The 24,595-nt window shown below is 71.4% G+C and carries 19 protein-coding genes; 14 read left to right on the top strand and 5 right to left on the bottom strand.

The window, feature by feature from the left end; translation table 11 throughout:
• Positions 1-1,188 carry a transglycosylase SLT domain-containing protein gene (locus AC0IWM_RS05315; protein ID WP_471753394.1) on the bottom strand — a complete coding sequence of 396 codons (1,188 nt, stop codon included), beginning with the start codon at positions 1,186-1,188 and terminating at the stop codon, positions 1-3.
• A 314-nt stretch (positions 1,189-1,502) separates the two neighbouring features.
• Here AC0IWM_RS05315 and AC0IWM_RS05310 point away from each other — a divergent pair, with 314 nt between their 5' ends.
• From AC0IWM_RS05310 to AC0IWM_RS05260, 11 genes are read left to right on the top strand one after another with little or no spacing between them, the layout of a single operon-like run.
• The gene (locus tag AC0IWM_RS05310) at positions 1,503-2,696 is read left to right on the top strand and encodes an inositol-3-phosphate synthase (protein ID WP_447676757.1); all 1,194 of its coding nucleotides are present in this window, start codon (positions 1,503-1,505) and stop codon (positions 2,694-2,696) included.
• The gene (locus AC0IWM_RS05305; RefSeq protein ID WP_471753393.1) at positions 2,696-3,619 is read left to right on the top strand and encodes a hypothetical protein; all 924 of its coding nucleotides are present in this window, start codon (positions 2,696-2,698) and stop codon (positions 3,617-3,619) included. The genes AC0IWM_RS05310 and AC0IWM_RS05305 overlap by 1 nt, the downstream gene beginning before the upstream one ends.
• Positions 3,620-3,650: 31 nt before the next feature.
• Positions 3,651-4,835 (top strand): class I SAM-dependent methyltransferase, encoded by a 1,185-nt coding sequence (locus AC0IWM_RS05300; protein WP_471753392.1) that lies wholly within the window; start codon positions 3,651-3,653, stop codon positions 4,833-4,835.
• The gene (locus AC0IWM_RS05295; protein WP_471753391.1) at positions 4,835-5,851 is read left to right on the top strand and encodes a Gfo/Idh/MocA family protein; all 1,017 of its coding nucleotides are present in this window, start codon (positions 4,835-4,837) and stop codon (positions 5,849-5,851) included. Before AC0IWM_RS05300 ends, AC0IWM_RS05295 begins: the two co-directional genes overlap by 1 nt.
• A 19-nt stretch (positions 5,852-5,870) precedes the next feature.
• Positions 5,871-7,460: a YcaO-like family protein gene (locus tag AC0IWM_RS05290; RefSeq protein WP_471753390.1), complete on the top strand. Its 1,590-nt coding sequence runs from the start codon at positions 5,871-5,873 to the stop codon at positions 7,458-7,460.
• A complete protein-coding gene (locus AC0IWM_RS05285) occupies positions 7,457-8,302 on the top strand; it encodes a sugar phosphate isomerase/epimerase family protein (RefSeq protein ID WP_471753389.1) in 846 nt (281 codons plus the stop codon). The genes AC0IWM_RS05290 and AC0IWM_RS05285 overlap by 4 nt, the downstream gene beginning before the upstream one ends.
• On the top strand, positions 8,299-9,522 hold the full coding sequence (locus tag AC0IWM_RS05280) for a glycosyltransferase family 4 protein (RefSeq protein WP_471753388.1): 1,224 nt from the start codon (positions 8,299-8,301) through the stop codon (positions 9,520-9,522). Before AC0IWM_RS05285 ends, AC0IWM_RS05280 begins: the two co-directional genes overlap by 4 nt.
• A 4-nt stretch (positions 9,523-9,526) precedes the next feature.
• The gene (locus AC0IWM_RS05275; protein WP_471753387.1) at positions 9,527-10,291 is read left to right on the top strand and encodes a PIG-L family deacetylase; all 765 of its coding nucleotides are present in this window, start codon (positions 9,527-9,529) and stop codon (positions 10,289-10,291) included.
• Positions 10,281-10,991, top strand: coding sequence for a uracil-DNA glycosylase (locus AC0IWM_RS05270; RefSeq protein ID WP_471753386.1), 711 nt, complete (start codon positions 10,281-10,283; stop codon positions 10,989-10,991). The genes AC0IWM_RS05275 and AC0IWM_RS05270 overlap by 11 nt, the downstream gene beginning before the upstream one ends.
• 57 nt (positions 10,992-11,048) lie before the next feature.
• Positions 11,049-12,098, top strand: a complete 1,050-nt coding sequence (locus AC0IWM_RS05265) for a lysylphosphatidylglycerol synthase domain-containing protein (RefSeq protein ID WP_471753385.1) — start codon at positions 11,049-11,051, stop codon at positions 12,096-12,098.
• 16 nt (positions 12,099-12,114) lie between these two features.
• Positions 12,115-13,395, top strand: coding sequence for an ATP-binding protein (locus tag AC0IWM_RS05260; protein WP_471753384.1), 1,281 nt, complete (start codon positions 12,115-12,117; stop codon positions 13,393-13,395).
• Positions 13,396-13,405: 10 nt separating this feature from the next.
• On the opposite strand, the gene AC0IWM_RS05255 is transcribed toward AC0IWM_RS05260, so the two are convergent.
• On the bottom strand, positions 13,406-14,899 hold the full coding sequence (locus AC0IWM_RS05255) for an AMP nucleosidase (protein ID WP_471753383.1): 1,494 nt from the start codon (positions 14,897-14,899) through the stop codon (positions 13,406-13,408).
• Between the two features lie 315 nt (positions 14,900-15,214).
• Here AC0IWM_RS05255 and AC0IWM_RS05250 point away from each other — a divergent pair, with 315 nt between their 5' ends.
• Positions 15,215-17,548: a bifunctional diguanylate cyclase/phosphodiesterase gene (locus tag AC0IWM_RS05250; RefSeq protein WP_471753382.1), complete on the top strand. Its 2,334-nt coding sequence runs from the start codon at positions 15,215-15,217 to the stop codon at positions 17,546-17,548.
• Positions 17,549-17,636: 88 nt separating this feature from the next.
• The gene (tsaA, locus tag AC0IWM_RS05245) at positions 17,637-18,134 is read left to right on the top strand and encodes a tRNA (N6-threonylcarbamoyladenosine(37)-N6)-methyltransferase TrmO (RefSeq protein ID WP_471753381.1); all 498 of its coding nucleotides are present in this window, start codon (positions 17,637-17,639) and stop codon (positions 18,132-18,134) included.
• A 23-nt stretch (positions 18,135-18,157) separates the two neighbouring features.
• Here the strand turns inward: tsaA and AC0IWM_RS05240 are convergent, their stop codons facing one another.
• From AC0IWM_RS05240 to AC0IWM_RS05230, 3 genes are read right to left on the bottom strand one after another with little or no spacing between them, the layout of a single operon-like run.
• On the bottom strand, positions 18,158-21,271 hold the full coding sequence (locus AC0IWM_RS05240; RefSeq protein ID WP_471753380.1) for an efflux RND transporter permease subunit: 3,114 nt from the start codon (positions 21,269-21,271) through the stop codon (positions 18,158-18,160).
• 59 nt (positions 21,272-21,330) lie between these two features.
• Positions 21,331-22,407, bottom strand: a complete 1,077-nt coding sequence (locus tag AC0IWM_RS05235; protein WP_471753379.1) for an efflux RND transporter periplasmic adaptor subunit — start codon at positions 22,405-22,407, stop codon at positions 21,331-21,333.
• A complete protein-coding gene (locus AC0IWM_RS05230; protein ID WP_471753519.1) occupies positions 22,404-23,483 on the bottom strand; it encodes an efflux RND transporter periplasmic adaptor subunit in 1,080 nt (359 codons plus the stop codon). The genes AC0IWM_RS05235 and AC0IWM_RS05230 overlap by 4 nt, the downstream gene beginning before the upstream one ends.
• A gap of 259 nt (positions 23,484-23,742) precedes the next feature.
• On the opposite strand from AC0IWM_RS05230, the gene AC0IWM_RS05225 reads away from it, so the two are divergent.
• Positions 23,743-24,318, top strand: coding sequence for a TetR/AcrR family transcriptional regulator (locus tag AC0IWM_RS05225; protein WP_471753378.1), 576 nt, complete (start codon positions 23,743-23,745; stop codon positions 24,316-24,318).
• Positions 24,319-24,595: the final 277 nt, after the last annotated feature.

Raw genomic sequence — 24,595 nt, 5'->3', positions numbered from 1 at the left:
TCACTCGGCCGGGGTGGTCGCCTCGGTGACCTGGACGCGCCCGGCCTGCGCCGGGACGGGGGCCGCGTCGGTCCCGATCTCCGTGAGGGTGACCTCCGACTTCAGCTCCGGCGCCGCGAGGGCGGCGACGCCCTCGTACCTGTCGAGGCGGCGGTCGATCATCCCGCCGATCTTCTCGCGGACCTCGGCGACGGTGAGGCTGCGGCGGCCCTTGCCGGCCTTCTCGGTGAACAGGCCGCGGTTCGCCTTGGCCGCGGCCTTGAAGACCTGCTTGGCGACCTGGCCCGGCTTCTCGGCGGTGAGCTCGAGGAAGCGGCCGGCGCTGGCGGTGCCGAGGAAATGCGCGAAGTAGAGCTCGGCGGTGGAGAGGTCCCGGCCGATGCGCTGCTCGATCCGGCCCTTGTCGCGGTTGATGAGCTCGCCCGCCATCAGGGCGGCCACGTAGGGGTCCTGGCGCAGGCGGAGCACGCGGGTGCGCATCGCCTCGTCGGCGATCGTGATGGCGCTGCCGCGCCCCTTCACCGCTCCGGCTTCCTCGGCGAGGCCGTGACGGGCGCCGTAGGTGCGGATGAGTTCGAGCCAGGTGCCCGACAGGAACTGGAACAGGCCCTCGGCGGAGGAGGTGGACGCCTTCACCGTGGTGGAGAAGCTCGACTCCTTGTCGGCCAGCGCCATCATGTAGACCGGGTCGACGCCCGTCTCGGTGGCGGCGCGAAGAATGGTGTCGACGATCTCGCGCGGGACGGCCATGTCGCCGAAGCGCAGGCGCTCGGCGCCGGAGGCGTCGCGGCTCGGGGCGAGGGAGGCGAGGTCGCTCTCGATGAGCGACAGGGTCGCGGGCTCCTGCTCGACCACCGGAACCCCGGCCCAGTCGGACGCGTTAGGGACCTCGGGGATAGGCGCGGACTGATCCCGGACGAGCGCCTGCGCCGTCAGGGCGCGCTCGTCGATCCGGTCATGGGCCGCCGCGGCGGGCGCCAGGGCGTTCTGCGGCAGGGCGCCGCCCAGGAGCGCGCCCGTCACGAGGGTCGCGAGGGTGCGGCGGCGAAGGGTGGCGAAGGTCCGGCGCGTCCGGCGCTCGGTCCGTGGCAGCCACGCCACGGTCTGGTCTACGTCGAAGGTCTCGTTGGGCACGAGACGGCTCACGTCGTCGGCGCAGAGCGCCGGCTCCGGGAAAACCCCCATCATTGGTCCTTGTTCGTGCCGCTGCCTTCGTCGGGCGCGGCTTCGTTGTCGTTCAGCGAGGGGACGTCTCGCCGGTCGCTGTGACCAGAATGGGACAGCTCCGTGATTCAACGATGGCAGGCTTAACGATGGGTTAAGCCATTGTATTTACGAAATTTTAACGCTTCGTTCGGACGCCGTTCAGGCGCACCGCGTCAAAAAGGCGTTCTGGCCAGGGTTGGAACGCAACCCCGGAAGCCCAGTTAGTGAGGGCTGAGCGGAACGGCCCCCAGGTTGGGACAGGCACCCGTTCGCCTGAAGAAGGAAGCCGTTTTCCAATGAGCATGCAGACCGGTCGCCGAGTCGGCGTTGCGTTCGTTGGCATGGGAGGCGCTGTCGCCACCACCGCCATCGCAGGCATCGAGATGATCAAATCCGGCTCGAACCGCCTCGATGGCCTGCCCCTCGCGGGCGTCTCCGTCCCGGGCATGGCCGATTACAAGGACCTCGTGTTCGGCGGATGGGACCTGAACGACGATGACCTCGGCTCCGCCGCCACCGGTCACGGCGTCCTCACCGCCCAGGACATCGAGAACGGCGCCCAGGTCCTGAAGGGCATCAAGCCCTGGCCGGCCGTCGGCAGCGCCAAGTTCTGCAAGAACATCGAGGGTGCCAACCGCATCGTCGCCAAGGACCACCGCGAGGCGGTCTCGGTCATCGCCAACGACCTCCGGCGCTTCAAGGCCGAGAGCAACCTCGACGAAGTCGTGGTGATCAACCTCGCCTCCACCGAGCGCTGGCCCAACCTCTCCGACCCGACCCTGAACTCGACGGCCGCCTTCGAGAAGGGGCTGGACAGCAGCGACGAGTCGATCAGCCCGGCGATGCTCTACGCCTATGCGGCGATCAAGAGCGGCGTGCCCTACGCGAACTTCACCCCGAGCGTGGCCGCCGACGTGCCGGCCCTGCTGGAACTCGCCAAGGAGATGAACGTCCCCGTGGCGGGCAAGGACGGCAAGACCGGCCAGACCATGATGAAGACGGTGCTGGCCCCGGCGCTCAAGGCCCGCGCCCTGCACGTGGATGGCTGGTTCTCGACCAACATCCTCGGCAACCGCGACGGACTCGCCCTGAACGACAAGGACTCGCTTCAGTCCAAGCTGAACACCAAGGGCACGGTGCTCGACTCGATCCTCGGCTACCCGGTCGAGGACCATCTCGTGCACATCCACTATTACCGGCCGCGCGGTGACGACAAGGAAGCCTGGGACAACATCGACGTCACCGGGTTCCTGGGTCAGCGGATGCAGATCAAGGTCAACTTCCTCTGCAAGGACTCGATCCTGGCCGCCCCCCTCGTCATCGAGATCGCCCGCGTCCTCGATCTGGCCAAGAAGCGCGGCGACGGCGGCCCCCAGGAGCAGCTCTCGAGCTTCTTCAAGGCCCCGATGGTGAAGAACGGCCACGGCCCCGAGCACGATTTCGGCAAGCAGCAGACCATGCTGCTCGATTGGCTCGGCGGCACGCACTGATGTCGTCGCGGACGGAGGGCGCCGGTCCCGCGGCCCCGCTGGCGCTTCGCGCCCTCCTCGTCGAGGTCAACGACCTCAAGCGCGTGCACTCCGCCGGGCGGACCGGCTCCATCGCCGAGCGCCTGTTCGCGCAGGGCTGGGGTGCCCTCACCGGGGGTGCCGCGCCCGAGGCCGTCGCCCTCGACATCACCGCCAAGGCGCTCGCCGCCGCCCGCCTCTGCGATCTCGACGCCGCGTTCCTAGCCGCCGCCGGGCTCGACGAGCGGACGACGGTCGACATCCTGGTCTCGGGCTTCGATGCCGTCACCGACAGCGTCGAGCCCAGTCTGCGGGACCGGTTGCGGGCGGCCCTGCGCCGGCCGGCGACGTTCGTGCACGGTCCCCTGCCCGGCTTCGTGGCCGCCCTGGCGCATCAGCCCCGCGCGGGCGTCACCTGCCCCGGCAAGCCCCGGATCCTGCTGGAGCCGCCGGAGAACCACGCCGAGCATTGCCTGATGGTGGCGGTCTACGGCGTCGTGCTCAGCCCGTTCTACCGGGCCGATCCGACCCTGGTCTTCCTCGCCGCCATGGCGCACCACTTCCACAACGCGGCCATGCCGGATGCCGGCTTCACAGGCGAGATGCTGCTCGGCGACCACCTCCTGCCGATCATGGCGCGCACCACGCAATGGGCCCTCGACGAGCTCGATCCGGCCCTGCGCGAGACGGTGGAGCGGGCACGCGCCGTCCTGCCCGACGACGCCACGGCGGAGGGCCGGGCCTTCCATGCCGCCGACTGCATCGACCGCGTGCTCCAGATCGCCCAGCACCTGCGGGCCGCGACCCTGACCATGGGCACCGTCCTCGACGAGATGGAGCTCGTGCATGCGGGCCCGGTGAAGGGCTTCCACGACCGCGTGCTCAAGGACATGCAGATCCCGTGAACTCACCTCGCGACCGCGCGGGCGCCCCGTCATGATCCCCTTCGATCTTCGCTCGCCGGAGACCGGCGAGCCCCTCAAGGCCGACACCGCGCACTCGCTCCGCGAGGCCCAGAGCGGTGCGCGCTGGCCGGTGATCGACGGCATTCCCTACCTGCGGACCAACCGCGCCGACCTCGTCGCGCAGACGCTCAAGCTGCTGGATTCCGGCCAGGCGGATCTCGCCCTCGAAGGGCTCCTCGCCGACCAGGACGATTGGTGGACCGGCCCGCCGGCCGACCCCCTCGCGCTGCACGAACTCGTGCGCGAGCGGGACAGGCGCACGCTGCGCGACGCGGTCCGGCTTCTCGGCTGGGGCCGGGTCGGCGACTACTTCCTGCATCGCTGGACCGATCCGACGTTCCTGGCCGGCCTCACCCTCCTCGAGGCGCACTGGAACGACCCGATCTGCGTCTTCGAGTTCGCCTGCGGCATCGGCCACTACCTGCGCGAATTCCAGATGCGCGGCGTCAAGGTGGCGGGCGTGGACGTCGTCTTCGCCAAGCTCTGGGTCGCCCGGCACTGGGTGGTCGGCAAATCGGCGCAGCTCGTCTGCTTCGACGCCAACTCGCCCCATTGGCCGATCCCGGACGCGCCGATCGACCTCGTCGTCTGCAACGACGCCTTCTACTTCCTCGACCGCAAGGCCGAGGTGCTGGAAAACCTGCGCCAGAACGCCGGCGACGACGGCTGGCTCGCCCTCAGCCACATCCACAACAGCGACTGCCCGGGCTTCTCGGCGGGGCGTGCCGTCTCGGCGGCCGAGATCGACGAGCTCTTCCCCGACGGCCTCGTCTACGACGACGACGACCTGACCAGGGCGATGCTGGACCGGCGCGCGCCCTCCCCCCGCAAGCCCCTGGATCTGACGCGCTGCGAGGCCTTCTCGGTGGTGGCGGGTCCCGGCATGCGCCCGGCCCCCCGCCCCGTGATCGACGGCATCACCGTGCCGCGCCCCGGCCGGATGCTCCGTCTCAACCCGCTCTACGTCGCCGAGGGGAATGACCGGCACGCGATCCGCTGGCCGTCCGAGCGATACGAGGCGGAATATGCGGGGCGGGCCACCTATCCGCCCACCTTCACCGGGCCGGGCACCCTGGACTGGAAGGGCGACCTCGACGCGCCCGAGGCCGACCGGGTCCGCGACCGGACCTATGTCGACCTGCCGGAGCGCTGGTGATGGCCCCGCCGGATCGGGCGCCCGTCGCCTGGGGCATCGTCGGCTACGGCTGGGTCGCACGCGACTACATGGCGCCGGGCATCCGCGCGGCGGGGCACCGGCTGGTCGCCGTCGCCGATCCGGGCGAGGCCTCGCGCGCGGCGGCGCAGGCCGAGGGCGCCCGGGCCTATGCGCGGCTCGCCGACCTCGTGAACGACCCGGAGGTCGAGGCGGTCTACGTCGCCACGCCGAACCACCTGCACCGGGAGGCGATCGAGGCGCTGGCCGGCTCCGGCAAGGCGATCCTGTGCGAGAAGCCGATGGCGGCCTCCCTCGACGATGCCGAGGCGATGGTGGCGGCCCTGGCGCGCGGCGACACCTTCTACGGCACCGCCTTCGACCAGCGCCATCATCCGGCCCACCGGGCCATGCGGGCCTTCATCCGCGCGGGCGGGCTCGGCACCGTCACGGCGATCCGCATCGTCTATGCCTGCTGGCTGCCGCGCACCTGGACCTCGTTCAGCGGCCAGGACAACTGGCGGATCGATCCGGCCAAGGCCGGCGGCGGCGCCCTGATGGATCTCGCGCCGCACGGCCTCGACCTCGTCGACTTCCTCCTCGACGAATCGATCCACGATCTCGCCGCCCTGACCCAGACCCGGGCGCAGGACTACGCCGTCGACGACGGCGCCCTCCTGATCGGCCGCACGCCCTCCGGCATCCTCGCCAACCTGCACGTCGCCTACAATTGCCCGGACGCCCTGCCGCGGCGGCGCCTCGAAGTGACCGGCACGAAGGGCCTGCTCACGGCGGTCGACACGATGGGCCAGGTGGCCGGCGGCACCCTGTCGTTCACCGACGGGTCAACCGGCATATCGGACACTCTGCCCTTCGACGGGGAGGCCTCGCCCTTCCTCGAACAGGTGAAGGCCTTCGGCTCGGCGCTGCGCCGGCCGGCGGAGCGCGACGCCTACAGCGCGACGCGCGACCTTCACACCATGCGCTTGCTGGCCCGCGCCTACGCCGCGTTGCCCTGAGGAACGGAACACCACGACCGTGAACGAGCAGGACCAGGACGACCGCGCCCGCCACAGCCGGATCAAGGCGCCGCGCGCCTACACCCACGGCGCCCCCCGCCGGATCGAGGGCCTGCCGGCCGCCCTACCCGAGCCGGTGCGCGCCTATCTCGACATCCTGCCGGAGGGCCGCATCGTCGGCTTCCCCCTGGCGCCCCTCGACCGCACCGGCATCCCGGTCTGGTTCGTGTCCCTGTTCCTCGACGACCCGTTCTTCGTCGGCGCCATGCCGAGCGGGATCGGCTACGGCGCCACGGACGACGAGGCCATCATCGGCGCGGTGGCGGAGATCGCCGAGAACCTGATGCCGTCCCTCGCGGTGATGCCGCGCAGGAAGGAGCGCGCCAGCTACGACGACCTCGTGCGGGTCTACGGCGCCGGCGCGGTCGCCGATCCGCTGACGCTCTGCCTGCCGGCCGGCAGCCCGGTGGACCGCGCCACCACCCTCGAATGGACGCCGGCCATCCGCGCCCGCACCGGCGAGACGGTGCTCATGCCGCTCGACATCGCCGCCACCGACTATTTCGAGCTGTCGGAGGGCTACAAGCCCTTCACCAACCTCATCACCAACGGTCTCGGCGCCGGGCCGGACGTGGACTTCGCCCTGGGCCACGGCCTGCTCGAACTCCTGCAGCGGGACGGCAACGGCCTGCTGTTCCGCGCCCTCGACCAGGGGGTGACGCTCGACCTCTCGGAGGGGCTCGGCCCCGAGACGCGCGGCATGCTCGACCGGCTGGACTCCCTCGGGATCAAGGCCCTGCCGAAATTCGCCACCGACCAGTTCGGCCTGACCAACCTCTACGTCGTCGGCTACGACCGCAATCTCGCCGACACGCCGGTGCCGATCGCGCTCTCGGCCTGCGGCGAGGCCTGCGACCCGGACCGCGAGCGGGCGCTGCGCAAGGCGCTCCTCGAATTCCAGGCCGCCCGCGTGCGCAAGGCCTTCGGCCATGGCCCGCTGGCCTTCGCCGAGCGGGTCACGCCCCCGGGCTACGTCAAGGCCTTCATCGACAAGGCGCTGCCGAGCCTCGATCTCGAGGAGAGCCGCGCCCTGAAGGCGATGCTCGAATGGATCGTGCAGCCGCCGGAGGGCATCGCCGCCACCTTGCGCGACACGGTCTATTCCGAGCGCTCCACCAAGCGGTTCACCGACCTGCCGACCACGGCGGCGGCGGACGGCCATGCCCGCGGCCGGATCGCCCGCGAGCGCCTGGAGCAGGCCGGCTTCGACGTCCTCTACGTCGATTGCTCGCCGCCCGGCGGCCGCGTCGGCGTGGTCAAGGCGATCGTGCCGGGGCTCGAGGTCGAGACCATGAGCTATCACCGCATCGGCGAGCGCAATGCGCGCAAGCTCATCGAGCGCGATCACCCCCTGATCCGATTCGGCGAAGCGACCGACACCCTGAAGCCCGTGCGCCTCACCCCCGAGGCGATCGAGCGCTTCGGCGGGCAGCCGCTGTTCGACACCGCGCTCGCCGACCGGATCGTCGGCTCGCACTACCCGCTCTACCGCGAGCCGGAATCGCACCACGCGCCGTTCCGTCTGGCGCAGCAGGGACGCGCCGCATGAGCCTGCGCTTCGCCTACAACACCAACGGCACCGCCAACCACCGCCTCGACGACGCGATCGACCTCATCGCGGAGGCCGGCTACCAGGGCGTGGCGCTGACCCTCGACATCCACCACCTCGACCCCTTCGCCGAGAACTGGCTGCAGGAGGCGCAGCGGGTGTCGAGCCGGCTGCAGCGCCTGGGCCTCGGCTCGGTGATCGAGACCGGCGCGCGCTTCCTCCTCGACCCCAAGGCCAAGCACGAGCCGACCCTGGTGAGCGGCGACGCCTCCGGCCGGGTCCGCCGGATCGGCTTCCTCAAGCGGGCGATCGACATCGCGGCGATCCTGCATTCCGAGGCGGTCTCGTTCTGGGCCGGCGTGCCGAAGCCCGGCATCGATGCCGGGGAGGCCCGGGGCTGGCTGCGCGAGGGGCTGACCGAAATCGTCGCCTACGCCGCCGAGCAGAAGGTGGTCGCCTGCCTGGAGCCCGAGCCCGGCATGCTGATCGAGACCCTGGACGACTACGCCGCCCTCGACATGCCCGGCCTGAAGCTCGCCCTCGACACCGGCCACTGCCTCGTCACCGGCGAGCGCGACCCGGCCGATGCGGTCGCCGAATTCGCCGACCGCATCGGCACCGTGGCCATCGAGGACATGGCGCGGGGCGTCCACATCCACCTGCCCTTCGGCGAGGGCGACATGGACGTGCCGGGCGTGCTCGCCGCCCTCGACGCGATCCGGTTCGACCGGCTGGTCTGCGTCGAGCTCTCGCGCGAGAGCCACCGGGCCGACCTGATGGTGCCGGCCTCGCTGAGATACCTGCGCGACTGCCGCAATCCGAACCCGGGAGCCTCCGCGTGAGGATCTGCTTCGTCTCGCGCCGCTACTTCCCGGCGATCTCCGGCATGAGCGTCTATGCGCAGAACCTCCTGCGCGAGCTCGTCGAGGCCGGCCACGACGTGACGATGATCTCCCAGTACCGCGGCGACGCCTTCGGCACCCGCGTCTACGGCGGCGGCCCGCCGCCCGCCGTGCCGGGCGTCACCGTCATCGGCCTGGAGCAGCTCGGCGAGCAGGAGAGCGGCGATTTCGAGCGCGACATCGACACGATGGTGGCGACGATCGAGGCCGAGCACGCCCGGAAGCCCTTCGACCTCCTGCACGCGCAGTACGGCTATCCCACGGGCTGGGCGACGCTGCTGGCCTCGCGCCGGATCGGCGTGCCGAACGTGGTCTCGATCCAGGGCGGCGACGGCCACTGGGTCGGCTCGTGCTGCGAGACGCACCGAGTCGCCATGTGCGAGGTGCTGGCCCATGCCAACGCCCTGCTGATCGGCGGCGCCTCCTTCGTCGAGGAGGTCTGCGACCGGCTCGGCTCGGACCCGGCGCGCTTCACCATCGTGCCGGGCGCCGTCGACACCGCCCGCTTCACCCCCGGGCCCGGCGACCATCCCGGCCCGGTGCGGCTGTTCTACCACGGCCGGGTCGACCGCCGGAAAGGCGTGCTCGACTTCATCGACGCCCTCGCGCTGCTGCGCGCCCGCGCCATCCCGTTCGCGGCCATCATCTCCGGCATCGGGCCGGACGTGGATTCGTCGAAGGCCCGCGCGGCGGAACTGAACTTCGCGGAGGCCGAGATCCGCTTCACCGGCTACGCCGACTACGACACCGTGCCGGACCTCTACCGGGCGGCGGACGTCTTCGTGTCGCCGACCTACGCGGAAGGGTTCTCCAACACCATCCTGGAGGCGATGGCGGCCGGCCTCGCCGTGGTCTCGACCCACTCGGTCGGCGTCTCCGACTGCCTGCGTGACGGCGAGAACGGCCTCCTGGTCCAGCCGGGCGACGTGCCGGCCCTGGCCGACGCCCTCGCCCGGGTGATCGAGGACGTGCCCCTGCGGCGGCGCCTCGCCGCGGACGGCCTGGCCGAGTGCCGCCGGGTCTATTCCTGGCGCGCGGTCGGCCGGCAGATCATGGACGTCTACGCCGCCGTGGCCCCGGTGCGGCCCGCCACCGACTTCCCGACGGTGCTGCCGCACGATCCGTCCTGCCGCTTCCGCGCCGAACCGCATCTGCTCTGAGCCGATGCCGACCGCGCTCGCCCTGTCGCCCCATCTCGACGACGCCGCCTTTTCCTGCGGCGGCCTCCTCCACGCCCTCGGCGCGGCGGGCTGGGACGTGGCGACCGCCACGGTGTTCGCCGGCTCGGTGGCGAACCCGACCGGCTTCGCCCTCGCCTGCCAGACCGACAAGGGGCTGGGACCCGAGGTCGACTACATGGATCTGCGCCGGGCCGAGGATGCGGCGGCGATCGGGGCCCTCGGGCTGGCGCCCCCGCGCCACCTGCCCTTCCGCGAGGCGCCCCATCGCGGCTACGCCTCGGCAGCCGAGCTCTTTCGCGATGTCCGGGCCGATGACGGGATCGTGCCCGACCTCACCGGCGCGTTCCGGGCGCTCCTGTCCGAGACGGCGCCCGACCTGATCCTGGCGCCCCAGGCCATCGGCGGCCATGTCGACCACGTCCAGGTGGTGCGCGCCCTCGATGCGGCCGGACCCACGGCGCCGATCCTGTGGTGGCGCGACTTTCCCTACACCGTGCGCGACCAGAGCCCGAAGGAGCCCCTGCGCGCGCGCTTCGCCGACCTGCCGGAGGCGGAGATCCGCTGCGGCCCCGAGGGGCGCGCGGCCAAGGCCGCGGCCTGCGCCGCCTACGCGACGCAGCTCGGATTCCAGTTCGGCGGCCCGGAGGGCCTCGCCCGGCGCCTGGCGCAGGAGGGCGGCGTCGAGCGCTTCCGCCGGCAGGGCAGCCTGCCGGACAGCCTGGGCCGCCGCTTCGCCGATGCCGGCTGAGGCGCCGCCCGCCGAACCGAAGAGCCTGCGCGACCCGGGCGTCCTCGTCGCGCGCAAGGCCCTGCTGGACGATCCCCACATCGCTCCGATCCGCGCCCTCGCCCGGCAGATCGCGCAGGCCAGCGGCGCCGAGGTTCCCGATCCCGATCCCCTCGACGGCGGCATCGAGGCCCGCCTGCTGCTCCTCTTGGAGACACCGGGGCCGAGCATCCGCGGCACCGGCTTCGTCTCGCGCGACAACCCCACGGGGACCGCCGCCAACCTGTTCCGCTTCCTCGCCGAGGCCGGGATCGCCCGCCGCGACAGCCTGATCTGGAACACGATCCCGTGGGTGATCCACGCGCCCGGCGCCTTGAACCGCGCCCCGCGCCGGTCCGAGGTGACGCAGGCTTTGCCCTGCCTGGCACCGCTCCTCGCCTGCCTGCCGCGGCTCCGGGTCGTCGTGCTGTCCGGGCGGGTCGCCGGCCTGGCGCGGAATGCGCTGGAGACCCTGCGGCCGGACCTCACGGTGATCGCGGTGCCGCATCCGAGCCCGACCTATGTCTGCACCGCGCCGAGCGTCGCCGAGCGCATCCGGGCGGGCCTGGGCGAGGCGCAGGCTTGCATCGCCGGTGGGCATTGCGCCTCTCTCGCTGGCAATTGCCGGCCGATGCTCCTAAATGCGGGCGACGGGCCGTGGTCCGGCACAAGCTCGGGTTGACCCATGCCGCCGATGCGGCCGTGCGCGGGGAGCCCAGCGGAGGCGGACGCCGACACGATGAACTTTGCGAGACAGCAGAAGCAGATCGAGACGGCCGAGGCGCTCGCGCCCGAGGCGTCTCCGATCGACGCGGCGGAGGCGGCACCGCCGAAATCCGGCCTGCGCGGACGCTACGCCTGGCTCGGCACCATCGCCAGCCTCGCCATCCTGGCCGGCTCGCTCTTCGTCCTGTGGAAGCTGGTCCAGACCGTCACCTGGGCCGAGATGCACGCCGCCTTCACCGGCGCCTCGGCCGAACAGCTCACCTTCGCCTTCCTGTTCGTGGGGCTGAGCTACCTCTTCCTCACCTGCTACGACGCCCTGGCGCTCCGGCAGCTGAAGCTGAAGGTGCCCTATCGAACGACGGCCCTGGCCTCGTTCACCAGCTACGCCGTCAGCTTCACCCTCGGTTTCCCCCTCCTGACGGCCGGGACGATCCGCTACTGGATCTACTCCGGCAAGGGCCTGGGACCGGCCAAGATCGCTGCCCTGACGGTGATCGCCGGCTTCACCTTCTGGCTTGGGATGGGCGTGGTCCTCGGCCTCAGCCTCATCGTCGAGGCGGGCCAGCTCGCCGCCCTCACCTTCACCAGCATCGCCTTGAACCAGGGCGTCGGCTTCGGGGCGCTCCTCGCCGTCGTGGCCTACCTGCTCTGGGTCTCGCTGAAGCGCCGCCACGTGCGGGTGAAGAGCTGGCGGCTCGAACTGCCCGGCGCCTCGGTCTCCCTGAGCCAGATGGTGGTGGGCATCGGCGACGTCTGCGCGGCGGCGGCCACGCTCTACGTGCTCCTGCCGGCGGGCATCTCCATCGGCTTCACCACCTTCGTGGCGATCTACGTCCTGGCGGCCATGCTGGGCATCGCCTCGAACGCGCCGGGCGGCATCGGGGTGTTCGAGGCGACGATCCTGCTCGCGCTGTCGAGCCTGCCCCGCGACCAGGTGCTCGGATCGCTGCTGCTGTTCCGGGTCTGCTACTACCTCGTGCCCTTTGTCATCGCACTGGTCATGTTGACCGTGTACGAGGTCGTCAAGCGCAGCCGGGGCGCCAGGACCTCGGGCGCGCCGTAGAGCCGGGAGGGTTCGCATGGCACGGGGCGCGCGCCGATCATCCTGGACCGCCGCCGCCGTCGCGACCCTGGGCCTCGGCGTGTTCGCCGCCGGCCGGGGCACCCTCGACGGCCCGATGATCGCGGCCTCCCTCGTCGTCCTCTGCCTCGGCGGCCTCATCGGCAGCCTCGGCCGCACCCGCATCGTGCGCACGCCCGAGAGCCCCGGGACCAGCCGCCACTCGGTGGCGGAGGCCTTGCTCGCCCACATTCCCGACCCCGTCATCCTGGTCGATCGCCGCGCGGTGGTGATCGAGGTGAACCCCGCGGCCCGCGCCCTGCTGCCGGCCCTGAAGCTGCGCCACCCGCTCTCCTTCGCCCTGCGCGCACCGGACGTCCTCGACGGGATCGAGGAAGTGCTGCGCACCGGCGCCGCGCTCAAGACCCTCTACACCACGCGCGTGCCCACCGAGCGCGCCTTCGAGGTGCAGATCGGCGCCCTGCCGATGCCGGACGGGGTCGTGGGCGGGCAGCCCAACGTCGTCCTGTTCCTGCGCGACCTCACCTCGGCGCGGCGCCTGGAGGCGATGCGGGTCGATTTCGTTGCCAATGCCAGCCACGAGCTGCGCACGCCGCTGGCTTCGCTCCTCGGCTTCATCGAGACGCTGCAGGGCCCGGCCCGCAACGATCCGCCGGCGCGCGAGCGCTTCCTCGGCATCATGAAGACCCAGGCGCAGCGGATGGCGCGCCTCGTGGACGACCTCCTGTCCCTGTCGCGGATCGAGCTGCGCGAGCACGTCCCGCCGACGCGGCCCGTCGACCTGACCCGGATCGCGCGGCAGATGGTGGACACGCAGGGGCCGCTGGCCCGCGACCGCGGGGTCGCCCTGAGCGTCGCGGCCGAGGGCGCCTTTCCCGTCCTCGGCGAGCGCGACGAGCTGCTGCGCGTGGTCGAGAACCTGATCGAGAACGCGGTGAAGTACGGCGGCAGCGGGGGGCGCGTGGAGGTCGCGCTTCGCCGCCAGACCGATGCCGCGAGCGGGCGGGCGGGCGTCGAACTCGCCGTGCGCGACTACGGGCCGGGCATCGCGGCCGAGCACATCCCGCGCCTGACCGAGCGGTTCTACCGGGTCGACGTCGCCTCGAGCCGCGACCAGGGCGGGACCGGCCTCGGCCTCGCCATCGTCAAGCACATCGTCAACCGGCACCGGGGCCGCCTGATCATCGAGAGCGTGCCCGACGAGGGCACCACCGTGCGGGCGATCTTTCCGGAATTCGAGACCACCGAGACCCGGGAAGCCCTGGCCGAGCCGGCGTGACGGCGGGCCGCTACCGGAACGGCGGCTCGTCGAAGCTGCGCAGCTTGCGCGAATGCAGGCCGTGGCGTTCGGCGCGCAGGTTGTCGAGGGCGGCGAGCCCGATGAGCAGGTGCTCGGCCACCGCGCGCTCGTAGAACGCGTTGGCCGCGCCCGGCAGCTTGATCTCACCGTGGAGCGGCTTGTCGGAGACGCAGAGCAGGGTGCCGTAGGGCACCCGCAGGCGGTAGCCCTGGGCCGCGATGGTGCCGCTCTCCATGTCGACGCCGATGGCGCGGGAGAGGTTGATGCGCCGCCGCTCCTGGCTGAAGCGGAGCTCCCAGTTGCGGTCGTCGTAGGTGACGACCGTGCCCGTCCGGAGCCGGCGCTTGAGGGCCTCGCTCTTCTCGCCGGTGACGTGGGCGGCCGCCGCCTGGAGGGCGAGCTGCACCTCGGCCAGCGCCGGCACCGGCACGTCGGGGGGCACCAACTCGTCGAGGATGCGGTCGCGGCGCAGGTAGCCGTGGGCGAGGACGTAGTCGCCGATGGTCTGCGACTGGCGCAGGCCGCCGCAATGGCCGACCATCAGCCAGCAATGCGGGCGCAGGACCGCGAGGTGGTCGGTGATCGTCTTCGCGTTGGAGGGACCGACGCCGATGTTCACCAGGGTGGTGCCCTGCTGGCTGCCGTCGGGTCCGCGCGCCACGAGGTGGTAGGCCGGCATCTGGTACTTGTGCCAGGGCGAGGCGGCGATCAGCGCCGCCGGATCGACGGTGGCGGCATCCGCCCGCGAGACGGTGACGCCGCCCGGAAGGATCATCCGCTCGAAGCCTTCGTCGCCGCGCTTCAGGCGCTCGAGGCCGTGGCGGATGAAGCCGTCGACGTAGCGATGGTAGTTCGTCAGCAGGATCCAGGGCTGCACGTCGCCCCAGTCGCTGCCCGTGTAGTGCACGAGGCGGCGCAGCGAGTAGTCGGTGCGGATCCCGTCGAAGAGGGCGAGCGGGCGCGGCGCGTCGGGCACGTCGTGCCAGAGCCCGTCCGCGATCTCGTCGCCCACCACCGAGAGCAGCGGCACGGGGAAGTAGGTGGCGAGGTCCCGCGGGGTGACGCCGCTGCGTCCGAGATCGGCGCCCGGCTCGATGACGTAGGGATAGGGGATCTCCTGGGCGCTGAGGCCGACCTCGAGGGTGACGGCGTAGTCCCGCACCAGGGGGCGCAGCTGCTCCAGCAGGTAGCCGCGGAAATGCGCGGGCTGGGTCACGGTGGTGGCGTAGGCCCCCGGCGCCTGGAGCTTGGCCGTGGCCCGCGAGACCTGCGGCATCGGCCCGGCGGGCTGGTAGGTGACGCGCAGCTCCGGATAGCGGAACTGCAGCCGCTCCGTCGCGTCCGGCGGCGGCCCGCCGTCGAGGTAGCGCGCGAGGGCCGAACGCAGCGCCTCGATCGCCCCCGCATGCAGGGCCGCCAGGCGGTCCACGGCGGTCTCGGGGTCGGAGACGGACTCCATCGGTCGCAACTCGTCGCGGATCACGGTGCCTCCTGGCCAAGTCCTCTGTCCCCAGCGTCTTACACCTCGGGAACCGGAGAGGCGAACCCGTGCGATCGGGGGCGTCCGGGGAGTCGCGCGGCGCCGGCCCTCCCGAATTCCCTGTCGGAATTGTCCCTCGGTTCCGATCCAGCCATTCCACTGCGCCTATGATTCCCTTAACATATGCGAGGCATCCATTCCGTCCCACGAAAACGAAGACTGGGTCCACGGACTGGCATAAGCGACGACGACAGGGGAAACACAGCGTCGATGCTCACCGTCATGGGTTGTTTCATTGCCGAGAATGACCCGTGGCTGATGGCGCTTGCCGCGATCATTTGCATCCTGGCCGCGACGTCTACGATCGCGCTCCTGCATCACGCGCGGCAGACTCGGGTCGGCTGGCGCGGCGGATGGGTCGCGGTCGCGGCGGTCGCCGGCGGCTCGGGCATCTGGGCCACGCATTTCCTCAGCATGCTGGCCTTCGATCCCGGCCTCGTCGCGGCCTACGCGGTCGGCCTGACCGTGCTGTCGCTGGTGCTCGCCATCCTGGTGAGCGGGGCCGGCCTCGCGACCGCGGTGTTCTGGGGCGCCCGCGGCGCCCCGCTGGCGGGCGGCGCCATCGTCGGGCTCGGCATCGCGGCGATGCACTACACCGGCATGGCGGCCTACCAGGTCGCCGGCCGCATGGACTGGCATCCCGGCCTGGTCGCGCTCTCCATCGTCGCCGGCATCGGGCTCGCCATGGCCGCCCTCGGGGTTGGGCTGACCAGCCGGCGGGCGCCCGGCCGCATCGTCGGCGCGGCCCTCCTCGCCGGTGCGATCTGGGCCCACCATGTCCTCGGCATGACCGCCCTGACGATGGTGCCGGACCCGCGCGTACTGGTTCCCGAGGAGACGGTGCCGCCGCTCTGGCTCGCCCTGCCGGTCGGGCTCGCGAGCCTCACCATCCTCGCCATGGCCTGTACCGCCCTGGTGCTCGATCTGCGCGAGCGCCAGCGTGCGGTCTATCGCGGACGCCTCCTCAGCCTCGCCAATGCCGCCGTGGAAGGCCTCGTGATCTGCCAGGACGGCGTCATCGTCAGCGCGAACGACAGCTTCGCCGCCCTGACGGGCACGGAGGCGCGAAGCCTCGACGGCGTGCCCCTGTCGCGCTTCATCCCGGATGCCGGGACGCTGCGGAGCCTGGAGGCGGGACGCGACGAGGCGGTCGAGGGCACCCTGTACCGGCTCGACGGGGCCGGCCTGCCGGTGGAGCTGATCATGCGGCCCGTCGCCTATGGACGCACGCCACACGTCGCCCTCGCGGTGCGCGACCTGACCACGCGTCGCCGGGCCGAGCGCCAGATCCAGTTCCTCGTCGGGCACGACCCGCTCACCGGCCTGCCCAACCGGCAGCACTTCCATTCGGGCCTGGACCAGGGCCTCCGGCGCGCCGCCGCCTCCGGAGGCCGCCTCGCCCTGCTCCACATCAACCTCGACGGGTTCAAGGAGATCAACGACCTGTTCGGCAACGCCATCGGCGACGGGTCGCTGGTGCGGGTCGCCCGGCTCCTCGGCGGCCTCCTCGACGCGACGCAGATGGTCGCGCGCATCGGCGGCGACGAGTTCGCGGTGCTGACGCCCTGCTCCCACGCGGTGGCAGCGGGGCGCCTCGCTGAGGAGATCCGGGCCACCCTCCAGGCGGCGGCCGAGAGCGCGGCCCAGGGCGAGCCGGTCCCGGCGGCCACGATCGGAATCGCGGTGTTTCCCGACGACGCCCGCGACCGCAACGATCTCCTCAACGCGGCCGACACCGCCCTTCTCCTCGCCAAGGCGGAGGGACGGGGAAGCTACCGCTTCTTCGAGGCCTCGGTCGGCCAGGACGTGCGCGAGCGCCGCCTCCTCGAGAAGCAGCTGCGCCGCGCCCTGGCGGAGGACCAGCTGCGCCTCGTCTACCAGCCGCAGATCGAGACCCGCACCGGGGCGGTGCTCGGCTTCGAAGTCCTCCTGCGCTGGCACCAGCCCGCCCGCGGCTTCGTCTCGCCGGCGGTGTTCATCCCCATCGCCGAGGAGAGCGGGCTGATCCGGGAGATCGGCGCCTGGGTGCTGCGGGAGGCCTGCCGCGAGGCCGCCCGCTGGGAGGCCCCGCTGAGCGTCGCGGTGAACGTCTCGGGCGTGCAGGTCCACGATGCGGGCTTCGCGCCCGCGGTCCAGGCGATCCTGGCCGAGACCGGCCTCGACCCCGCGCGCCTCGAACTCGAGATCACCGAGACCGCCCTGATCCGCGATCCCGACCGGGCGCGGACCAACCTGCGCCAGCTGAAGGCCCTGGGTCTGCGCATCGCCATGGACGATTTCGGAACCGGCTACTCGTCGCTCTCGAACCTGCGGATGTTCCCGTTCGACACCATCAAGATCGACGGCTCCTTCATCGCGGCGGTCGACTCGAACCCGCAGGCGGCCGCCATCGTGCGCTCGGTGCTCGGACTCGGGGCGGGCCTCGGCCTGCCGGTCATCGCCGAAGGCGTCGAGACGGCCGAGGAGCTCGCCTTCCTGGTTGCCGAGAAGTGCCATGCCGCGCAGGGCTACTTCATCGGCCGGCCCGGGCCGATCGCCGGGTTCGAGCAGCATACGGGCCGGGCGCGCCGACGGTCTCCGGTCGCCGCCTGACCCGCGCGGGCCGGCTTGCTCCCGCACGCGGCTTGCCCGAAACGGGAGGCCCGGCGCCTCGGCCCGCGCCGGAGGAGAGAGGCCGCCCATGCACGACGAGACCGGACATCGCCCCGGCGAGGCGGCGATCCCGCTGCCCGAGACCTTCGATGCCGGGCTGTACTTCATCGGCCGCATCCGCACCCCCTGGGCGACCCGCGGCGAATGCCCGAAGAACGGCCTGAAGACCGACGCGATCTGCACGCTCAGCGTCGACGCGCCCTTCTCCCGGGCGCTCCAGAACGTCGAGGGCGCGAGCCACCTCATCGTGCTCTACTGGATGGACGAGGCCGCCCGGGACCTCGCGATCCAGCGCCCCCGCCACGCGGAGGGCGGCCGGGGCACCTTCTCCCTGCGCTCGCCGGTGCGCCCGAACCCCATCGCCCTGTCGGTGGTCGAGCTCCTCGAGCGGGACGGGGCGAGCCTGCGGGTGCGCGGCCTCGATTGCCGCGACGGCACCCCGCTCCTCGACATCAAGCCCTACTTCGCGACGACGGATTCACGCCCCGGCGCCACGGTGGACCGGGCCGGGACGGCGCCGCGCTGACGCGACGCCCCGGGGCTCGCGGATCACCCAGCGGGCGCCGGCGCCTCGGCGCCGTGGACCTGCCCGTCCGCGCCGTGGACCTTGCGCGGGGTGCCCTTCGGCGGCGCCTTGATCCGGTACCAGCCGACATAGAGGGCGGGCAGGAAGAACAGCGTCAGGAAAGTGGCAGCCAGGATGCCGCCGATCATGGCGTAGGCCATCGGTCCCCAGAACACCTCGCGGGCGATGGGGATCAGGCCGAGGCTGGCCGCGGCGGCCGTGAGCAGGATCGGGCGCATGCGGTGGCAGGTGGCGTCCACTACCGCGTCCCAGGGGGGGAGGCCGTCGCGCTCGTACTCGTCGATCTGGGTCACCAGGATCACCGAGTTGCGCACGATGATGCCGATCAGGGCCAGCACGCCGAGGATCGCCACGAAGCCCATCGGCTTGTTGAAGGTGAGTAGCGCGATCGCCACGCCGATCAGCCCCAGCGGCGCGACGCTCGCCACCAGGAAGAGCTTCTGGAAGCTCTGGAGCTGGATCATCAGGAACATCGCCATGGTGAGCAGCATCACCGGCGCCACGGCCGCGATCGGCCCCTGGCCCTTGGCGCTCTCCTCCACGGCGCCGCCCACCGCCAGGACGTAGCCGTCCGGCAGGCTCTTGCGGAACGCGGTGATCGTCTCGTCGAGTTGGCTCACCACCGTGGCGGGCTGGGTGTCGTCCGAGATCGAGGCACGCACCGTGATGGTGGGCAGGCGGTCGCGGCGCCAGACGATGGGCTGCTCCAGCTCGTAACCGATGGTCGCGAAGGCCAGCAGCGGCACCACGCTGCCGTTGGCCAGCGGCACCTGCAGGCTCTGGAGGGTGTCGAGGGAGTTGCGCTCCACCGCCTGCGCGCGGGCGACCACGTTGACGAGGTAGATCGAGTCCCGGACCTGGGTGATCGACCGGCCGCCGACGATGCCGTTGAGGAGCCCGGCGATGTCCTCCGAGGTCACGCCGAGCTGGCGCGCCTTGTCCTGGATGATGTCGACCTTGAGCACCTTGCCGGGCTCGTTCCAGTCGAAGGTCGGCACGTCGAGATGCGGGTTGGCGCCGACGATGTTGCCGAGGGTGAGCGCATGGGTCCGCAGGGTCTGCAGGTCGGGGCCGCTGAGGCGGTACTGCACCGGGCGCCCGACCGGCGGTCCGAGATCGAGGGAGTGGATGAGGAAGTCGGTGCCGACGAACTTCTCGCGGGCGAGCTTGTCGAGCTTCAGCTTCGTGCGCTCGCGGGCCTCGATCGACTTCGTCTCGATGACGATCTGGCCGAAGAAGGCGTTGCCGAGCTGCTGGTCGAGGGGCAGGTAGAAGCGCACCGCGCCCTGGCCCACGTAGGACGACCAGCGCACGATCTCGGGGTCGCCCACCAGGGTCGCCTCGAAGCGGTCCATCTGGCCCTTCGTCTCGGCGATGCTGGCGTTCTGCGGCAGCGTCATGTCGACGAGGAGCTCGGGCCGGTCGGAGGCCGGGAAGAACTGCTGCTGCACGAAGCCCATGCCGACGACCGAGGCGCCGAGCATGCCGACGCAGACGATCACGGTGGTCCAGCGCCAGCGCATGGCGCCCAGCAGCATGCCGGTGAAGATCCGCATCGACCGGCTCGGGGCGTCGTGATCCTTGTGCTTCATCTGTTTCGGCAGGAGCTTCACGCCGATGAGGGGGGCGAACAGCACCGCCACCACCCAGGAGACGAGGAGCGAGGCCGCGATGACGACGAAGAGCGAGTAGGTGTACTCGCCCGCCGACGAGCCGTTGAAGCCGATGGGCAGGAAGCCCGCCACGGTCACCAGGGTGCCGGTGAGCATCGGGAAGGCGGTGGAGGTGTAGGCGAAGGTCGCCGCCTTCTTGAGGCTGTCGCCCACCTCCAGGCGCGCGACCATCATCTCCACCGTGATCATGGCGTCGTCGACGAGGAGGCCCAGCGCGATGATGAGGGCGCCGAGCGAGATGCGCTGGAGCGTCACTCCCATGATCTGCATGACCACGAACACGATGGCGAGCACGAGCGGGATCGAGAGCGAGACCACGAGGCCGGCGCGCCAGCCCAGGCTGATGAAGCTCACCGCCAGCACGATCACCACGGCCTCCACCAGCGCCTTGGTGAAGCCGCCCACCGCCTCCTCGACGATCTTGGGCTGGTCCGAGACGAGGTGGATGCCGACGCCCACCGGCAGTTCGCCCTCGAGCTTGCGCATGCGCTCCTTCAGGTCGTGGCCGAAGGTGAGCAGGTTGCCCGAGGGCTGCATCGCGATGGCGAGGCCGATGGCCGGCTGGCCGTTGAAGCGGAACAGGTCGGTCGGCGGGTCGGTGAAGCCGCGTGAGATCTCGGCGACGTCGGAGAGGCGGAAGAAGCGGTCGTTCACCCGCAGGTTCACGGCGCGCAGGCTCTCCTCGTTGACGAACTGGCCGCCGACCCGGACGGAGACCCGCTCCGGCCCCGCCTGGATCACTCCGGAGGGCGCGATGGCGTTCTGCGACTGCAGGGTGCGGATGACCGAGTTGGTGTCGAGGCCGAGGCCGGCGAGCTTGCGGGTGGAGAAGTCGAGGTAGATGACCTCGTCCTGAGCGCCGAGGAGCTGCATCTTGCCCGCGCTCGGCACCTTCTTCACCTCGGCGCGGACGCGCTCGACGTAGTCGCGCAGCTGCCGCGGCGTCACGCCGTCGGCCGTGAAGGCGTAGACGTTGCCGAAGACGTCGCCGAACTCGTCGTTGAAGAACGGACCCTGGATCCCCTGCGGGAAGGTGTTCTGGATGTCGCCGATGCGCTTGCGGACCTGGTAGAAGATCGCCGGGATGGTCTTGGGCGGCGTCGTCTCGCGCAGCTGCACGAAGACGGTGGCCTGACCGGGCGTGGTGTAGCTGCGGCTGAAATCGACGGCATCGATCTGCTGCACCTCCTTCTCGATCCGCTCGGTGACCTGATCGAGGGTGTCGCCGATGGTGGCGCCGGGCCAGCGCGCCTGCACGATCATGGTCTTGATCGCGAAGGGCGGGTCCTCCTCGCGCCCGAGGCGCTCATAGGCCAGGAACCCGGCCACCACCGAGATCAGCATCAGGAACCAGACGAAGGAGCGGTGCTCCAGCGCCCATTCGGAGAGATTGAAGTTCTTCACGGGATTGCTCTCGCCTCACCGGGGTGGCGGCTGATGATGGACGGCGTCGGGCGCGCGGGTCAGGGCGCCTGGTCGGGCAGACGCACGGCCTGCCCGTCCTTGAGCGAGTGGACGCCGGCCACGACCACGCGGTCGCCGGCATCCAGGCCCGCGCCGATGCTGACGCGCTCGGCGTCCCGGCGCGTGACGGTGACGGGCCGCTTGAGCACGCTCTTCCCGTCCGGCGCGACGACCCAGACCGCATCGCGGCCCTCCTCCGTCAGCACGACGGTGGCGGGCAGGTCGATATGGGGCGGCTCGGCCCGCGCCAGGGTGACCGTGAGGGTCGAGCCCAGGCGGAAGGCCTCGGAGGGCCTGATCAGGGTCATGCGGACGCGCCGGGTGCGCGTGGTCTGGTCGGCGAAGGGCGCGATCTCGCGCACCCGCGCCGTCGCCGTCACGTCCGGGGCGCTCTGCAGCGACACCGTGAACTGGGCGTCGGTCGGCATCGTGCCGACGAGTTCCTCGGGAATGTCGACCACGGCCTCGCGCTCCTCGGGCCGCGCCAGGGTCGCGACGGCCTGGCCGGCGCTGAGGACCTGGCCGACTTCGGCGCTGCGCACCGTGACGACGCCGTCGAAATCCGCGTTCAGCTCGGTATAGCCCATCTGGTCCCGCGCCCGCTGCAGGCTCGCCTCGGCTTGGGAGACCCGGGCCTGGGCGGTGTCGCGGCTCGCCACGGCGGTATCGAGCTGGGCCTGGGCGACGTTGCCGCCGGCGAGCAGCCGGCGGCGGCGCGCTTCCGTGGCGCTGGCGTTCTCGGCCTGCGCCTTGGCGTCGGCGAGATCGGCCTCCGCGCGGGTCAGGGCGAAGCGCGTCACCACCGGATCGAGGGCGGCGATGCGCTGGCCCTTCTGTACGATGTCGCCGACCGTGACGTCGCGGGCGATCATGCGGCCGGCGATCTGGAAGCCGATCTCCGACTGGTAGCGCGGCGCCACCACGCCCGCGAAGGGGCCGAAGACCTGGGCGGTGACCGGCTTGACGACGCGGACCAGCACCGGCCGCACCGGGGGCGGCGGGGCGGCCTCCTGAGCGGCCTGGCAGGCGCCGAGCGGGACGACGAGCGCGAGGGCGCGCAGGCTCGGGCGGATCATCGCGTCGCCTCCAGGGTCTCGGCGACGGCGACGGCCTGCCCCGGACGAAGGAGCTGGATCCCCGCGATGACGACCTCCTCGCCGGGCTCGACCCCGCCCTTCAGCGCGATGGTGTTGGGTCCGTAGCGCTCGATCGTGACGGAGCGGGGCGCGACGGTGCCGCTGGCGGGATCGCGCACCCAGACAGCCGGGCCGTTCTCCCAGCGATACAGGGCCGACCAGGGCAGCACGATCGCTTGGCGCGGCCGGAACTTGCCGGTGCCGATGACCACCGCGCCGAGGCTCATGGCCTTGGGCGTCTCGTCCAGCCCGACCTTGACCCGCACGGTCCCGGAGGCGGCGTCGACGCTGGGGGAGATCTCGCGCACCCGGCCGGTCGCCTTGACCCGCGGATCGGCCTGCAGCGTCACGTCGACGGTCTTGCTTCCGGGTGGGGCTGCGAGCACCGCCTCGAAGATGTTGAAGACGGCGTCGCGCGGGCCGTCCTGGGCCATCGCCAGGACGGTCTGGCCGGTCTGCACCACCTGTCCGACCTCGAAGGTCCGGCTGAGAACGATGCCGTCCACGCCGGCCTTCAGGTCCGTGTAGGAGAACTGCTCCTCGGCAGTGCCCAGGGCCGCCTTGGCGGAATCCACCGAGGCCTGCGTGGTGCGCAGCTGCTGCTCGGCGTCGTCGTAGCTCGGGCGGGTGGTGTAGCCGCTGGCCATGAGCTGCTCCTGGCGCTTGAAGTTCAGCTTGGCCTGGGTCAGCAGCGCCTCGGCCGAGGTGAGCGCGGCCTGGGCGTTGTTGAGATTGGCGCGCTGCTCCTGCGGGTCGAGCTTGGCCAGCACCTGATCGGCGGTGACGTGGTCGCCGACCTCCACGAGGCGCTTGGCGATCTTGCCGTTGGTCCGAAAGGCGACGTTGACCTGGGATTGCGCCTGGATGTCGCCGGTGAAGATCAGGTCGGAGGCGATCGTGGTGGCGCGGGCCACCGCGGTGCGCACCACCGCGACGGCGGGGCTCGCCGGCCTGGTCGCCGCCTTGGCATCCCCTTCGGCACCCCGAGCGGAGGGGACCGGGGCGGAACAGGCCATGAGCACCAGGGCCAGGCCCCCGCACCCGCGCGGCCCCATGGTCAGCCAACCCACCATCACGTCCTCGAACTCGGAAGCCCCCGCCTCGCGCCACACTTACCGGCAATCTTACCGACCGTCCAGACGGTTGTTTTTTTCGCCGAACCGTCTTCCCGGCTCGCGCGTTCCCCGGTATCCCATTGAAGTTATCGGTCTTCTCGCAGGTTCAGGCGGCGGATCCTCCTCCCTCGAAAGCGCTGGCGGCCTGGCTGGATTGTCCATGATGAAGGCGCGTACCCGCCGCGAAGACCGACCCCTGGTGATCCTCGACGCCGCCGAACGGCTGATTCGGCGCATGGGCACGCGCACCCTCACCATCGACGCCGTCGCGGCCGAGGCCTCCCTCAGCAAGGGCGGCGTCCTGCACCACTATGCCTCGAAGGACGCGCTGATCTCGGCGCTGGCCGAGCGCAAGCTGCGGGAGATCCGCGAGAGCGTGGCGGCCCACGAAGCCGAACAGGGATCGGGCGCGGCCGCCCTCCCCCTCGCGCTGATCGCCCATGCGCGCCAGATCTATGCCGACGAGGACGGCTTTCCGCGCGCGCTCCTGCTGGCCTCCGCAGAGAGTCCCGAGGCCTTCGCCGGCTTCAACGCCTTCCTGACGCAGCGGCTCGCCCAGATGGAGGACGTGGCCTGCTGCCCGGGTGCCGGGGCGATGCTGACCTTCGCCACCCTGGGGCTTCTGCTGACCCGGACGCTGGGATTCCACTGCCTGGAGGGACCGGAACTGGAGAAGCTGTTCGATGCCATGGAGCACGCCGCCAAGAGCCTGCCGAAGCCGGGCGCACCGGCCTGAACGCGGTGGCCCGCGCGTGCATGACCGGGGGTGAGCGGCACCGACACCGCTTTCGCATCGCGACGATCGCCGTCGCCGGCTGCCGGTCCGACAGCGTGACCGATGTCACCGGGGCGGGGCGCAAGCCCGCCGGCTCGGGGCGGCCCGTTCGGTGCGGGACCGGACGGTCGCTGTACGAGTCGGCGCGGCGGCGCTATGCCATGGCCATGCCAGCCGGCCTCCCCAAATCGATCCACCGAACAGCCGAGATGCCGAAGCGGAGCGATCGATCCGGATC

The organism is Methylobacterium sp. AC433, assembly GCF_979253015.1.
Note: the sequence above shows the minus strand (reverse complement) of the source record. Positions and strands in the feature narration are given on the sequence as shown.